12 protein-coding genes are annotated in these 15,777 nt (G+C 50.8%); 3 read left to right on the top strand and 9 right to left on the bottom strand.

All coding sequences use genetic code 11. The annotated features are described in order from the left end of the window. The first annotated feature begins 290 nt into the window (after positions 1–290). Entirely contained in the window at positions 291–1,529 is a 1,239-nt protein-coding gene (gene preT, locus ACJHYD_RS02140) for an NAD-dependent dihydropyrimidine dehydrogenase subunit PreT (protein WP_001551360.1), read from the top strand. Then, positions 1,523–2,758: an NAD-dependent dihydropyrimidine dehydrogenase subunit PreA gene (gene preA / locus ACJHYD_RS02135; protein WP_001551361.1), complete on the top strand. Its 1,236-nt coding sequence runs from the start codon at positions 1,523–1,525 to the stop codon at positions 2,756–2,758. Before preT ends, preA begins: the two co-directional genes overlap by 7 nt. A gap of 70 nt (positions 2,759–2,828) precedes the next feature. Here preA and mglC read toward each other — a convergent pair whose 3' ends face one another. From mglC to folE, 6 genes are all read right to left on the bottom strand, one after another. Next, a complete protein-coding gene (gene mglC, locus ACJHYD_RS02130) occupies positions 2,829–3,839 on the bottom strand; it encodes a galactose/methyl galactoside ABC transporter permease MglC (protein WP_001275118.1) in 1,011 nt (336 codons plus the stop codon). 15 nt (positions 3,840–3,854) lie between these two features. Further along, positions 3,855–5,375: a galactose/methyl galactoside ABC transporter ATP-binding protein MglA gene (mglA, locus tag ACJHYD_RS02125; protein ID WP_000255032.1), complete on the bottom strand. Its 1,521-nt coding sequence runs from the start codon at positions 5,373–5,375 to the stop codon at positions 3,855–3,857. A 60-nt stretch (positions 5,376–5,435) separates the two neighbouring features. After that, on the bottom strand, positions 5,436–6,434 hold the full coding sequence (gene mglB / locus ACJHYD_RS02120; RefSeq protein ID WP_001036964.1) for a galactose/glucose ABC transporter substrate-binding protein MglB: 999 nt from the start codon (positions 6,432–6,434) through the stop codon (positions 5,436–5,438). A 279-nt stretch (positions 6,435–6,713) separates the two neighbouring features. Continuing rightward, positions 6,714–7,754, bottom strand: coding sequence for an HTH-type transcriptional regulator GalS (galS, locus tag ACJHYD_RS02115; RefSeq protein WP_000628659.1), 1,041 nt, complete (start codon positions 7,752–7,754; stop codon positions 6,714–6,716). Positions 7,755–7,895: 141 nt separating this feature from the next. Next, positions 7,896–9,053 carry a DUF418 domain-containing protein YeiB gene (gene yeiB / locus ACJHYD_RS02110; protein ID WP_001551362.1) on the bottom strand — a complete coding sequence of 386 codons (1,158 nt, stop codon included), beginning with the start codon at positions 9,051–9,053 and terminating at the stop codon, positions 7,896–7,898. Positions 9,054–9,069: 16 nt separating this feature from the next. Then, positions 9,070–9,738 (bottom strand): GTP cyclohydrolase I FolE, encoded by a 669-nt coding sequence (gene folE / locus ACJHYD_RS02105; protein WP_001139613.1) that lies wholly within the window; start codon positions 9,736–9,738, stop codon positions 9,070–9,072. A 257-nt stretch (positions 9,739–9,995) separates the two neighbouring features. Here folE and yeiG point away from each other — a divergent pair, with 257 nt between their 5' ends. Beyond that, positions 9,996–10,832, top strand: a complete 837-nt coding sequence (yeiG, locus tag ACJHYD_RS02100) for an S-formylglutathione hydrolase (protein ID WP_000425456.1) — start codon at positions 9,996–9,998, stop codon at positions 10,830–10,832. Positions 10,833–10,863: 31 nt separating this feature from the next. Here yeiG and cirA read toward each other — a convergent pair whose 3' ends face one another. The 3 genes from cirA to yieE form a co-directional block, all read right to left on the bottom strand. After that, positions 10,864–12,843: a catecholate siderophore receptor CirA gene (gene cirA, locus ACJHYD_RS02095; RefSeq protein WP_001563949.1), complete on the bottom strand. Its 1,980-nt coding sequence runs from the start codon at positions 12,841–12,843 to the stop codon at positions 10,864–10,866. Positions 12,844–13,135: 292 nt separating this feature from the next. Then, positions 13,136–14,605, bottom strand: coding sequence for a lysine-specific permease (gene lysP / locus ACJHYD_RS02090; RefSeq protein WP_000534384.1), 1,470 nt, complete (start codon positions 14,603–14,605; stop codon positions 13,136–13,138). A 204-nt stretch (positions 14,606–14,809) separates the two neighbouring features. Then, positions 14,810–15,691: a DNA-binding transcriptional regulator YeiE gene (yieE, locus tag ACJHYD_RS02085; protein WP_000548286.1), complete on the bottom strand. Its 882-nt coding sequence runs from the start codon at positions 15,689–15,691 to the stop codon at positions 14,810–14,812. Between the last annotated feature and the right edge of the window lie 86 nt (positions 15,692–15,777).

Raw genomic sequence — 15,777 nt, 5'->3', positions numbered from 1 at the left:
AATTTCCCCACGCGCATAGCCTTAATATCAGCACGCAATATTTATACTCTAAATAATTCGAGTTGCAGGAAGGCGACAAGTGAGAGAGTCCCCAGGAGCTTACATAAGTAAGTGACTGGGGTGAGCGACAAATCCGCATGGAGCGGATTTGAACGCTGCCTGCAGCGGCCCCATAAGGGGTGAGGCCCATGGATGGGCCGAATAACCCGCAGACGCAGCACATGCAACTTGAAGTATGACGAGTATATTTAGCGTTCGCCTTAATTACTCATAGCATTAAGGAAGATCACATGCCGCAACAAAATTATCTGGATGAACTCACTCCGGCTTTTACACCGTTACTGGCGATTAAAGAAGCCTCTCGCTGTTTATTATGCCATGACGCCCCCTGTAGTCAGGCTTGCCCGGCACAGACCGATCCGGGGAAATTTATTCGCTCAATCTACTTTCGTAATTTTAAAGGCGCTGCCGAGACAATTCGCGAAAATAATGCCCTCGGTGCCGTTTGTGCCAGAGTGTGCCCGACGGAGAAATTATGCCAAAGCGGTTGTACCCGTGCCGGTGTTGATACTCCCATTGATATCGGTCGCTTACAGCGTTTTGTTACTGATTTTGAACAACAAACTGGGATGGAAATTTATCAGCCCGGTACTAAAACGCTCGGCAAAGTCGCCATTATTGGCGCAGGTCCTGCCGGATTGCAGGCCAGTGTGACGCTGACAAACCAGGGTTATGACGTCACGATCTATGAGAAAGAAGCACAACCCGGTGGCTGGTTGCGTAACGGCATTCCGCAATTCCGGTTACCGCAATCAGTACTGGATGCAGAAATCGCCCGTATTGAAAAAATGGGCGTGACCATTAAGTGCAATAACGAAATCGGTAACACATTTACCCTGGATCAGCTGAAAGCGGAAAACCGCGCGGTACTGGTCACCGTGGGGTTATCGAGCGGTTCGGGGCTACCACTGTTTGAGCATAGCGACGTTGAGATTGCCGTCGACTTCTTGCAACGTGCACGACAGGCGCAAGGCGATATCAGCATTCCACAAAGCGCATTAATTATCGGCGGCGGTGATGTCGCGATGGACGTAGCCAGCACGCTGAAAGTTCTCGGCTGTCAGGCGGTAACTTGCGTAGCGCGTGAAGAGTTAGATGAGTTTCCGGCAAGCGAAAAAGAGTTTGCCAGCGCTCGGGAGCTGGGCGTTTCGATCATCGATGGATTCACGCCAGTAGCCGTGGAAGGCAATAAAGTCACGTTTAAGCATGTACGGTTACCGGGCGAACTGACGATGGCGGCAGATAAAATTATTCTCGCCGTCGGTCAGCATGCCAGACTGGATGCCTTTGCGGAGTTAGAGCCGCAGCGTAACACCATCAATACACAAAATTACCAGACCCGCGATCCGCAAGTCTTTGCTGCTGGCGATATTGTTGAGGGGGACAAAACCGTGGTCTATGCCGTGAAAACCGGGAAAGAAGCCGCCGAGGCGATTCATCACTATTTAGAGGGAGCTTGCTCATGTTAACGAAAGATCTTTCGATTACTTTTTGCGGCGTGAAGTTTCCCAACCCGTTCTGCCTCTCTTCTTCGCCGGTAGGCAACTGCTATGAGATGTGTGCCAAAGCCTACGACACTGGCTGGGGCGGCGTGGTGTTTAAAACGATCGGCTTTTTTATCGCCAACGAAGTCTCGCCGCGTTTTGATCATCTGGTGAAAGAAGATACCGGTTTTATCGGCTTCAAAAATATGGAGCAGATTGCTGAACATCCGTTGGAAGATAATCTGGCCGCCCTGCGTCGGCTGAAAGAAGATTACCCGGACAAAGTATTGATCGCTTCAATCATGGGCGAAAATGAGCAGCAATGGGAAGAGCTGGCGCGTCTGGTGCAAGAAGCTGGCGCGGATATGATCGAGTGTAACTTCTCCTGTCCGCAAATGACTTCTCATGCGATGGGTAGCGATGTCGGGCAAAGCCCGGAGCTGGTAGAAAAATATTGTCGGGCAGTAAAACGTGGTTCCACGCTGCCAATGCTGGCGAAGATGACGCCGAATATCGGTGATATGTGCGAAGTGGCGCTGGCGGCGAAGCGCGGCGGCGCAGATGGCATTGCGGCGATTAACACCGTTAAATCCATCACCAATATCGATCTTAATCAGAAAATCGGTATGCCGATCGTTAACGGTAAATCGAGTATTTCCGGATATTCCGGTAAAGCGGTAAAACCGATCGCCCTGCGCTTCATTCAGCAAATACGTACCCATCCAGAGCTGCGCGATTTCCCGATCAGCGGTATCGGCGGCATTGAAACCTGGGAGGATGCGGCGGAGTTTTTATTGCTCGGCGCAGCAACGTTACAGGTGACCACCGGCATTATGCAGTACGGGTATCGGATAGTGGAAGATATGGCGAGCGGGTTGTCGCATTATCTCGCCGATCAGGGATTTGATTCGTTGCAGGAGATGGTAGGTCTGGCGAATAACAATATTGTTCCGGCGGAAGATTTAGACCGCAGTTATATTGTCTATCCCCGTATCAATCTCGATAAATGTGTTGGCTGTGGACGCTGTTATATTTCCTGTTACGACGGCGGTCACCAGGCGATGGAATGGAGCGAGAAAACACGCACGCCGCATTGTAATACCGAGAAATGCGTGGGTTGTCTGCTTTGTGGTCACGTCTGCCCGGTGGGTTGTATTGAGCTTGGGGAAGTGAAGTTTAAGAAGGGAGAGAAAGAACACTCTGTAACATTGTAAAACCAGCGACGCATCCGGCATTTGGCACCGATTGCCGGATGCGACGCATCCGGCAATACCCACAATCACATCACTTCTTACGCGCGTATTTCAGTGAATCCAGCGCCACGGCGAAGATAATAATCGCCCCTTTGATGATGTACTGCCAGTACGGGTTTACACCGATGTACGTCAGGCCATAGTTGATGACGGTAAAAATAATTACCCCGGTCACCACGCCAATCACCGTCCCCACACCGCCGCTGAACGATACGCCGCCCACCACGCACGCCGCGATAGCATCCAGTTCATACATAAAGCCGAGGTTGTTGGTGGCAGAGCCGATACGTCCGGCTTCTAACATCCCGCCGAAGGCATAGAACACACCAGACAACGCGTAGATCATCAGCAGGTTCAGGCCGACGTTGACACCAGAAACTTTTGCCGCTTCCGGGTTACCGCCGATAGCAAAAATGTTCTTGCCGAAGCGGGTTTTGTTCCACAACACCCAGACGAACGCCACCGCAATCAGCGCGTAGAAGGTGATGTAAGAGAGACGGAAACTCCCCAGCGCGACAAAGCCCTGAGCAAAGGTAGAGAAGCCACTGTCGAAACCAGAAATCGGCGACGCCCCGACAAAGTCGTAATAGAGCGAGTTGATGCCATAGACGATGATCATCGTGCCGAGCGTGGTAATGAACGGCGTCACGTTGAGATAGGCGATAATCAGACCGTTGATCAAACCGATCACCGCACCAATGGCACAGACAATCAGAATAACCAGCGCAATCGGCATCGTCGCCATTTCCGGGAACACTTTGTTGGCGTTATCCATGGACTGCAATAATGTCGCTGCCACCACTGCCGCCAGCCCTACTTGACGCCCCGCAGAAAGGTCGGTCCCCTGGGTGACAATTAACCCTGCCACACCAAGCGCGATAATAATACGCACCGATGACTGGGTGAGAATATTACTTAAGTTCAACAGACTTAAAAATGTAGGATCCTGGAAAATAATAATTGCCAGCAAAACTAAAAGAACGACGTAAATACCGCCCTCTTTCAGGTAAGTAAGAAAACTTTTCTTATTTAACGCACTCATGGGAAGCCCCTAATCTTAAAGGTGCAAAGACGCAAGACGCAGAATTTCGTTTTGCGTTGTTGTTTTTGTATCGACAATTCCGGAAACGAGACCATTACTCATGACCAGAATACGGTCTGTTATCCCTAACAACTCTGGCATTTCGGAGGAGATAATAATAATCCCCTTGCCTTTCTTCGCCAGCTCGGCAATTAACTGATAGATCTCAAACTTCGCCCCGACATCAATACCGCGCGTCGGTTCATCGAGCATTAATATTTCTGGTTGCGTTAACAGCCAGCGACCAATAATCACCTTTTGCTGATTACCACCGGAGAGCGAACCAATTTGCGTCCGATGCCCCGGTGTTTTTACCCGCATCGAATCAATCACCCACTGGGTATCACTTTTCATCCGCGAGTTATCCAGTAAACCAACTTTATTTTTGTAGTTGCGAATATTGGAAATTAACGAGTTAAAACCGATATCCAGATAGGCATAAATTCCCGTTGAGCGGCGCTCTTCAGTTACCAGTGCAAATCCGTGGTTTATGGCTTCGTTGGCATTATGGTTATTGATCTTTTTGCCGTGCAACGTAATGGTGCCAGCCGATTTCTCGCGAATACCAAATAACGTCTCAACAATATCGGTACGTTTCGCCCCCACCAGACCGGCAATACCGAGGATCTCCCCTTTATGCAGATCAAACGAGACATCGCGAATCGACGGCTGGCGCAGCGACGTCAGGTTACGCACTTCAAGAATCACTTCGCCCGGCTTGTTTTCTTTGTCAGGGAAACGCTGGTTAAGAGAACGCCCAACCATCATGGCGATGATCTTGTCCATCGTCAGTCCTGCCAGCGGTTCAGTGGCGATCCACTGACCGTCGCGCAATACGGTAACTTCATCACATAACTGGAAGATTTCTTCCATTTTATGTGAGATATAAACAATACCGCAGCCGCGCTCTTTTAATTTACGAATAATAGTGAACAGATGATTGACCTCTTTTTCGGTTAACGAAGAAGTCGGTTCATCCATAATCACAATTTTCGCGTTATAGGAAAACGCTTTGGCGATTTCGATCATCTGCATTTGCGAAACGGATAATGTGCCGACGCGCGCACGCGGATCGATATCAATATCCAGTTCATCAAAAATCGCTTTGGTTTCGCGGTACATTTTGTCCTGATCGACAAACATGCCTTTGGTGGGATATCGCCCCAGCCACATGTTATCCATCACCGAACGTTGTAATACCAGGTTTAACTCCTGGTGTACCATCGAAATACCATTTTCCAGCGCTTCTTTGGCAGAATGGAAATCGATCTCTTTACCCTGGAATAAAATGGTGCCGGAGTCTTTTTGATAAATACCAAACAGGCATTTTAATAATGTTGATTTTCCTGCGCCGTTTTCCCCCATTAATGCATGGATAGAATGTGGCCGGACTTTTAAATTAACGTTATCAAGTGCCTTAACACCAGGAAAAGACTTGTTGATACCGCTCATTTCCAACAAGTATTCCCCGGAAGACGGAGTCGTTGAGCTGACCATATAATTTTACCTTGTTGGCCATACAATAAGGGCGCAGTAAACGACTGCGCCCAATCAGTCTTATTTCTTGCTGAATTCAGCCAGGTTGTCTTTATCTACGCCAACATAAGGTACGCGGACCACTTTGTTGTCGATTTTCCAGTTGGTGCCATCAGCCGCACCTTTGCCATCGGCCAGGTTTTTCGCCAAATCAAAGGTCGCTTTAGCCTGGTTGTTAGCATCGTTCAGTACGGTGCCCGCCAGTGCACCGGATTTCACCAGCGCCAGCGCTTCTGGCAGCGCATCGACGCCAAACACCGGAATGCTGGACTTGTTGTGTGCTTTCAGAGCTTCTACCGCGCCCATTGCCATCGCATCGTTGTTGGCGATAACCACTTCGATTTTGTTGGCGTTCGGGCCAGACAGCCAGGCGTCCATCTTATCTTTCGCCTGAGCGGTATCCCACATAGCGGTATCTAACTGTAACTGTTCAGTTTTGATGCCTTTGTCGTTCAATTCTTTAATCACGTAAGTGGTACGTGCTTCTGCATCCGGATGGCCCGGCTCACCTTTCAGCAGTACGAACTGAATCTGACCGTCTTTGTTCAGATCCCAACCCTGATTCGCCGCCCAGTGTTTAGCAATCAAATCGCCCTGAATAATGCCGGACTCTTTGGAGTCAGTGCCAACGTAGTAGGCTTTGTCGTAGCTATCCAGCGCCTTACGAGACGGTTCTTTGTTGAAGAAAACCACCGGCACGTTTTGCCCACGCGCTTTCTCAATCACCGTACCCGCAGCTGCCGGGTCAACCAGGTTGATTGCCAGTGCCTTCACCCCTTTCGCCAGCAATACGTCGATCTGATCGTTCTGCTTGGACTGGTCATTCTGAGAATCATTCATCAGCAGCTGAACATCTGGCGCGGCTTTCGCATCTTGCTCAATAGCCTTGCGCACTACAGACATAAAGTTATCGTCGTACTTATAGATTGTTACACCAATGCGAGTATCAGCAGCGTGTGCAGCGGCACCGAATAACATGCTGGCCATCACAGCAGACAGGGTTAACACCTTCTTATTCATGGTATCTCCGGTTTTTCTTATGCAGGGTAGTGCTTGAGATAAATGCTCGGCGGGGCAGTAGAGTTAATGAAGTGTTACTGAACGCCGAAGCTCACTTTTTAAAATTCGTTCTTCCATGCCCGGTAACGCTCCAGAAAACGGCTTTAATTGTTGTTATGACGCTATTACCTCGGTGAAAGTGATTATTCACTGTTACATACGGGTTACAACGTTAAAACGGTGCAATCATAGCTATCACATTGTTAAGATACTGTGAAATCACTCACAGATTGAAAGCGGTTACATCGCCTGATTTGTTGAGTTAGTGATCGCCGCCGCATTCTGGCGCGTTGCGACAGAATGGCGACGCACTAACGTCGGCATAAAACAGTGGCTGGCACGCGGATCAATATTGCCTGCTGCCCCCTGCAAGGCCAGTTCGGTGGCTAATTTCGCCATTGAAGCAATGGGATAACGCACAGTCGTTAATTGCGGGTCGGTGTAACGGGCGATGGGAATATCATCGAAACCGATGATTGAGAGATGTAACGGAATCGCAATGCCATTATCTTTTAATGCTGTCAGTGCGCCAGCGGCCATATTGTCGTTATAAGCAAATACAGCGGTAAGTTGTAGATTGCGCCCCAGCAGTTCAACCATCGCCGCCTCACCGCCCGGCATGTCCGGCGTGCCAGTGCCAATCCAGCTTTCCGGCGGAATAATATCCTGCTCTTTCAACGCACTCATCCAGCCTGCTTTACGCATGGCGTCATCTTCAATGCCGTGACTGGAAGAAAGATAACCAATACGTTGATGACCGTTATTCAGCAACATGCGCGTCGCCATTCGGGCACCGCTGAGATTATCCAGGCAAACGCAACGATGGGCGTACCCCGGCACAACGCGGTTGATTAACACCATACCGGGAATGTTATCCATAAATTGTGCCAGTTCATCGTCACTCAATGCTTTTGAGTGAACAATCAATGCATTACAACGCTGGCGAATTAACACCTCAATGGCGTGACGCTCTTTTTCCGCTTCATGATAGCTATTGCCGATTAGCACGTATTTCTGATGCTGCTGGGCGACCAGATCCACCGCTTTTACCAGCGCGCCGAAAAACGCATCAGAAACGTCCATCACCACCACGCCAATGGTGTCGCTAACCTGAGTTGCCAGCGCCTGGGCATTGGCATTTGGTCGATAATCCAGCTCACTAACGGCTTTCATTACTGCTTCACGCGTGTCGGCACTGACCAGCGTACTGTTATTGAGCACTCGGGAAACCGTTGCCACAGAGACGCCAGCCTGACGCGCTACATCACGAATGGTGATCATATTCACTACCTGTTATGAGATTGCAGTAAATGACTGCTTGCTGGCGGCTATTTTGTCAGCACTGAATACAGGACTTCGTGAATCGAGTCACAGCAATGGAAACGGTTACAGCCGTTTTGTTAACGAATGTGATCCAGATCGTTATCTTGATGTTTTAGATATTGCCGGTCCGGCAGCACGCAAAGTTAACTGACGCCAGAGCCATTCCACCGGCCCCTGGCGGAAGTAACGCAGCCAGATAACAGAGAAGAGGATATTCGCCAGCCATACCGGAATAACAAACGCCAGCAGCTCCAGGCGGTCAAAATGCATAAACAAACCGAGGTGGTAAAAAAGCGTGGTACAAATCAGCGTTTGCAATAGATAGTTGGTCAGCGCCATCCGTCCGACGCAGGCGATCGCAAGCACCAGCTTAAAGCGGCTTAATTGCGGCCAGAAACCATAAAACAGCGACGCATAGCCAATCGCCTGAAACGGCGCACTCAGTTCCCGCGGCATTTGAAGTAAGAAGGCACACCAGCGATACGCCCAGTCCAGCTGCCATTGCAGGGCGATGGCAGGAAGGTTAATGGTCACCCCAATCGCCACCAGCACAAAACCAGTACGACGATAGTGACGTAAGCTGAACTGCCCTTTCAGCCAGCCGCTGCGCATCAGCGCCGCACCAATGAGCATCATCCCTGCCAGTTGCCAGCCATACTGTGCGCCCAGTGCCAGTAAACTGTTGCCAACACCGTCGGCACGATTACTGATCGCTTCAACGCCGCCGTGAAGCTTCCAGTATTTTTCATACAAAATAGCCGATGCATCCGGCGTCCAGGCGCGGCTGGTCTGGCTGTCGGAAATCAGCCCCAATAACATCAAAACGCCAAGCCCCACCAGATAAAGCATGACGCCTGTATTAAACAGGCTTTTTACTGATGGCGCATCGCGCACCAGCCGCCAGCAGATTAAGCCCACCAGCCCGTAAGCCAGCAGAATATCGCCGTCCCAGAACAATAAACCGTGAATAAAGCCCAGCAAGACTAACAGCGTTAACCGCGACTGGATCCAGCGTCTGCCACGGGGCAGCAACATTTGCAGGCCAGCACCAAACAGCAGCGCAAAAAGCGTGAGGAATTTCACCTGGCCGATGAGATCGAGAAATGCCCAGGTCCATGCATCCTGCGGCGTAATAGCGCCGTACCAGGCGGGATTGAGATAAGCCGCCTTTGGTAGCCCAAAGGCGCTGATGTTTAATAGCAGGATCCCCAGAATGGCGACGCCGCGAACAAAATCGAGCGTGACGTTGCGCTCCATGGTTCCTGCCTTTTAATCAGTTGTGATGACGCACAGCGCGCAGAAATTCGTGGCGCGTATTCTGACTGGATTTGAACAATCCACCAAGAGAGGTCGTTGTTGTGGCACTGGTTGCGTCGCGGATGCCACGCGCTTTCACGCAGTAATGCACCGCGTCGATAGAGACAGCCACGTTATTGGTGCCCAGCAGCGTTTGTAGCGCAATGAGAATTTGCTGGGTCAGACGTTCCTGCACCTGCGGACGCTGGGCAAAGAACTGCACAATACGGTTAATTTTTGACAGACCGATCACCGAATCTTTCGGGATATAAGCCACCGTCGCTTTGCCATCAATGGTAACAAAATGGTGTTCACAGGTGCTGGTCAGGGTGATATCGCGCACGGTGACCATTTCATCGACCTTCATTTTGTTTTCAATGAGGGTGATTTTCGGGAAATTGGCGTAATCCAGACCGGAGAAAATTTCATCGACATACATTTTAGCGATGCGATGCGGCGTTTCCATCAAACTGTCATCAGCCAGGTCGAGATTCAGCAGCTGCATGATTTCGGTCATATGACCAGCAATAAGGCTTTTGCGCGTTTCGTTATCCATTTCATGCACGGGCGGGCGCAGCGGTGTTTCCAGTCCTCGCGCAACTAACGCTTCATGAACCAGGGCCGCTTCTTTACTGAGTGATGGCATTTATGATTTCTCCTGCAGGTGTGACGCCTCCGCCCTGCGTGGGGGCAAAGTTATTAAGCTGATTTACAGCCTGATTATTGTGCGTGAGGCGGCGCACATAATCCAGTATTCACAGCGATAATTATTGTAATTGCCGCTGCCTTTCATCAGCAGATGTTAAAACATCGTTATGCAAATACGGAAGTGAAAGTTACTCACAGCACATTGAATAAACGGTATGATGAAGAAATTGCAAACAACACAACAAGGAGCCACGCATGGAAATGCTCGAAGAGCACCGCTGTTTTGAAGGCTGGCAGCAACGCTGGCGACACGACTCCAGTACCTTAAACTGCCCGATGACGTTCAGTATCTTTCTCCCACCACCTCGTGATCACACCCCGCCTCCAGTGCTGTACTGGCTTTCCGGATTAACCTGCAATGACGAGAACTTCACCACCAAGGCGGGTGCCCAGCGCGTGGCGGCAGAACTGGGGATTGTACTGGTAATGCCAGACACCAGCCCGCGCGGCGAACAGGTTGCCAACGACGATGGCTACGATTTAGGCCAGGGCGCAGGCTTTTATCTTAATGCCACGCAACCGCCTTGGGCGACGCATTACCGGATGTATGATTATCTGCGCGATGAATTACCGGCGCTGATTCAGTCGCAATTTAATGTCAGCGACCGCTGCGCTATTAGCGGTCATTCAATGGGTGGTCACGGTGCGCTAATTATGGCGCTGAAAAATCCGGGTAAATACACTAGCGTTTCGGCCTTTGCGCCAATTGTGAATCCGTGCAGCGTCCCGTGGGGAATCAAAGCGTTTAGCACCTATTTAGGTGAGGACAAAAATGCATGGCTGGAATGGGACAGTTGCGCGCTGATGTATGCCAGTAACGCGCAGGATGCGATCCCGACGCTTATCGATCAGGGTGATAATGATCAGTTTCTTGCCGACCAGCTGCAACCCGCAGTGCTGGCAGAAGCCGCGCGCCAGAAAGCGTGGCCGATGACGCTGCGTATTCAGCCGGGATATGATCACAGTTACTACTTCATCGCCTCTTTTATAGAGGATCATTTGCGCTTCCATGCGCAATATTTACTGAAGTGAAAGTCCGCCCGGTTCGCCGGGCATCTTCTCATCAGAAGCGATAATCCACTGCCATAAAGTAACGACGTCCGTCTTCGTTATAGCTGTAGTCGTCACGACTGAGATCCTTGTCGCCAAGGTTCAGCACGCCTGCGCGCAGTTTGACGTCTTTAGTCACCTGCCAGGCCGCGCCGGTATTCCAGATGGTATAACCGCCCGGTGTTTTAGCCGTCGCGCTGTCGGCTCGTTTCTGCCCGGTATAGTGACCAGAAACATAGAATGACCAGTCTTCCAGCGCCAGCGGTTTCCAGTCCAGCGTACCGTTAGCAGTATGGAACGGCAGATCGGATAGCGGTTTGTTTTCGCCGTTGCTGACATCACGACCATCGTTGTAGGTGTAGTTGATCGACAGTTTCCATTCATCGTTGAACGGAATTTTCAGTTCGGTTTCCACGCCCTGAATACGAGCTTTGTTAACGTTGTAGTAGCTAAATACCGGCACACCGTTCGCTGTAAAACCAACAAAGTTTTGGTAGCCCGGTGCAGCATTGACGTCAGACGTACGGCTGATGCTGATGCGATCTTTCACATCGTTACGGAAAACGGTAACGCTGGACTCTACCCCTTCCAGCCAGCCGTCTTCGCCCATGTAGTAAAGCCCCAGTTCCCAACTTTCGCTGGTTTCTGGTTTCAGATCCGGGCTACCCACAATCTTACATGCGCCACGGCAGGAATTGCTCGTCCAGTCAGGGCTAAGTTGCAACAGAGAAGGTGCTTTAAATGCCGTCGCCCAGCCCCCTTTCACCGTTACGGTGTCGGTGGCGTTATAAACCAGGTAGGCACGCGGACTCCAGTGTTCACCGTAGGTTTCATGATCGTCCATACGTACGCCGGTCGTCAGCGCCAGCGGCTCGAAGATCCGCCATTCATCTTCCACAAACAGCGCGTACTGGCTGGCAGACGTTTTGGAACTGGTTCCCCCGGTCAGGTTCACCGCATCGCTAAGTTTGTCGTGACGCCATTCACCGCCAACCGTGAGAAACTGATTAATCGCCGTCAGCGGCAACGTGTATTTGCCGTCGACCGTATTGCTTTCGGAAGTTATCGGGCTGCTGTTGCCAGGGTTTTTGTTCTCGACTTTCTCACCGTAGTATTTCAGTTCGCTGGTGCCGTAATCCCAACGCCCATTATGGCTGACGGAGTAGTTCTGGCGTTCCAGGCGGTTTTTGTCCAGCGAGTCGGAATCACGATCCTGACGGTCGAAACCGTATCCGGCAGTAAAATCGTGATTTTGATTCGGTGTCCAGGCAAATTCCACATTGCCGTCGCGGCTGGAGAATCCTTCAATACGCGGCGTTTCTCCGGTATCGGTGGTCGTTGAGTTTTGCGGGTCATCCTTTTCACGTTTTGCCAGGCTGCCGTAAGCTTTCATTCCCAGCACGCCGTCAATTAATGGTCCGCTGGTAAAGAACTGACCGTTATAGGTATCACCGCGATCGCGATGTTCCTGAATGGTGGTATCGACGGTAACGGTACCCGACCATTTCTGACCGATTTTTTTGGTGATGATATTCACTACACCGCCGAGCGCATCGGAACCGTACAGCGACGACATCGGGCCACGGACCACTTCAATACGTTCGATGGAATCGACCGGGATCCAGTTCAGATCGAAATCATTGTGGCGGAAGACGGCATTGCGGGAGTTAACGCGTTTACCGTCGACGAGAATCAGGGTGTAGCTGCTGTCCAGACCACGAATACTAACGCCCTTACGGTTATCCCCTTCGTTCGTCAGTTGTACGCCAGGCACTTCTTTGAGGACATCCTTCAGATTCTGTACCGGTTTTCGCTGCAGGTCTTCCTGGGTAATGACGCTGATACTGGCGGGTGCATCTTTAAGGTTTTGCTCAACGGAAGATGCAGTGACAACCATCGTTTCGCCATCATCATCGACCGCTAACACAGGCCATGCACAAGAAATAGCGGACAAACACAGCCCGACCCGTACGAAAGGGTTCAACCTAAACATTCCATATCTCCATGAGGTAACTACGAAAATAAAATGGGTTATCGCTCACATCTTCTTCATGTCCCCTTGCGTACGGCAGCATCGCGGTGGACTTATTTGTATGCAGGTGATCATCCCAGAAAGCCGGAACAGCCTCTGATTTGTCAGCCTTTTTTGATTGCGGCGTAACGATAATGCAAACGATAACAATTATCAATCCAAATGTTAAATTTTATATCCGCATGATTTGTCAGGGAAATGGAATTGAAAAAGCCCTCTCGGTTGAGAGGGCTTAGCAAGGAAGGGAGGAAACTTATTTCTTATCGTTCTGCGGGAACTTCATTTCGCTGTAACGTACGAAGTGAGTTCCTTTAATCAGCTTGTAGCCGAACCAAATAATCAGGAACAGCGGGATACCAATATACGTTGCCGCTACGCCGCCCCAGTCAATGGTATCTTTAAGGAACGCTTCGTAGTTCTGGCCCAAAGTGATAATCAGACACAGAATGAATGCGAAGATCGGCCCCAATGGGAAGAAACCTGAACGGTACGGCAGATCGTTAATGTCGTGTCCCTGCAATACGTAACCGCGACGGAAGCGATAGTGGCTAATGGCAATCCCCAGCCAGGCGATAAAACCGGTCATCCCGGAGGTGTTCAGCAGCCACAGGTATACCGTCTGGTTGCCAAACATGGAGGTCAGGAAGCACAGACCGGCAATCACCGTCGTCGCATACAGCGCATTACGCGGCACGCCACCACGCGACAGTTTAGCGAAAATGCGCGGCGCTTTACCGTCACACGCCAAGGTGTACAGCATACGAGTAGACGCATACATACCGGAGTTACCCGCTGACAGCACCGCCGTCAGAATAACTGCGTTCATCACCGCCGCCGCAGAGAGCAGACCCGCGTGCTGGAATACCAGGGTGAACGGACTGACGCTGATGTCTTTAACATCGTTACGCAGCAGGCTCGGATCGGTGTACGGAATAATCAGGCTGATAATCAGGATCGCGAACACATAGAACAACAGGATTCGCCAGAACACCTGACGTACCGCGCGTGGAATGTTTTTCGCCGGATCTTCGGACTCGCCTGCAGCAATACCGATCAGCTCGGTTCCCTGGAAAGAGAAGCCGACAATCATAGCTACGCCGATCATCGCCGCAAAACCACCAGCAAACGGCGCTTCGCCGATTGTCCAGTTGCTCCAGCCCGCAGGTTGCGCGCCTTTGAAGATACCGATAATCATCAGCACGCCAACGATGATAAAGACAATAACTGTCGTGACTTTGATCAGTGAGAACCAGTATTCCGCTTCACCAAAGCCGCGAACTGAGATGTAGTTCAGCAGGAAGATAACGCCGAGGAACAGCGCACTCCAGATCCAGCCCGGTGTATCCGGGAACCACCAGCTCATGACCAGCTGAGCTGCAACCAGGTCAACGGCGATAGTCACCGCCCAGTTGTACCAGTAGTTCCAGCCCAGCGCGAAGCCAAAGCCTTCTTCAACATAGTTCTGACCATAAGTGGCAAACGAACCGGAAACCGGCATATATGCAGCCAGTTCACCGAGACTGGTCATCAGGAAGTAAACCATCAGGCCAATCAACATATACGAGAGCAATGCCCCGCCCGGACCTGCCTGAGAAATCGTTGCGCCAGAGGCAACAAAAAGACCTGTACCGATGGAACCGCCAATGGCAATCATCGTCAGGTGACGCGCCTTTAATTCACGGCGTAAGCCCGGCGCTTCTGTAGTTTTAGTTTCGGAACCCATACAAAAATGCTATCCATCTTAAAAATGAGGCGCGATTGTAGCAGACGATTGGCAATCCTTCCGGCAGAAATACACGGTTATAAGACACCTTCATGATCGCCCAGGGATTATAAGTAAAGCAGCCAATCTCTTTTCTGGCGAATGCATGCTGAGGGCGCTGCGTCACGAAATCGACACAGCACCAGCATGTTCTTGTACAGCAACTTAACGCGGTACATTCGCGGGATCGCAATAGTCCAGAAAGCGCCGTAGCGCGTTGGAAAGGTGTTTTTGCCGATGATGTATACGCCACAACGTACGCATCAGGCGCGGCAGAGGGACCGCAACTTCACTTAATGTGCCTGCCTGCAATTGATCTTCAATCACCCGCCGCGACAGGCAACTAATTCCCAACCCATGACGCACCGCATGTTTGATTGCCTCGGAGTTACCTAATTCCATCGCCATCTCAAACTTCGGTAAATGTGACAGCAACAGATAATCGACAATCTCCCGCGTGCCGGAGCCGCGTTCACGCAGGATCCACGGCGCAGCGGCCAGCTGTTCTAAGGTGACAGGTCCACGAGCCAATGGTGAAGTCGGCGCGGCGAAAACCACCAGCTCGTCTTCCAGCCACGGTTCTGAGATGATTTCAGTGCTGTGGCACGGTCCTTCAATAAAGCCAATATCAACGCGGAAATCCAGCACCGCTTGCATCACGTCCTGGCTGTTCCCAACGCTAAGTTCAATCGGCAACTGCGGATAATCATGGCGATAACGGGCGATAACTGCAGGCAGAATGTAGTTACCGATGGTACTACTGGCATAGATACGAATCGCACCGTTGTCTTCGCGAAACAGTTGTTCGATTTCGATCGCCTGTTCAAGCAGTGCCAACGCGCGCGGATAGAGCAGTCGCCCGTGTTCATTAACTACCAGTCTTTTCCCCACGCGATCAAACAGTTGAACGCCAAGCTGCCCTTCCAGGTCGGTCAAGGCTGCGCTCACTGCTGATTGCGACAACGCCAGCATCACCGACGCCTGGGTGGTTGATCCACTTTTCAATACTTCTGCAAAAACTTCCAACTGCCGGAGGGTGATGTGCATAGTCGCTTACCACTTATAAAGATTAATTATAAATATATAATCAATTTTATTTTTAAACCAGTTAGTCGTAACCTTATGCCCGGTTA

It is taken from the genome of Escherichia sp. WS1368, from assembly GCF_046487485.1.
GTDB classification, from domain to species: Bacteria; Pseudomonadota; Gammaproteobacteria; order Enterobacterales; family Enterobacteriaceae; genus Escherichia; species Escherichia coli.
This window is presented reverse-complemented; position numbering and strand designations above follow the sequence as displayed.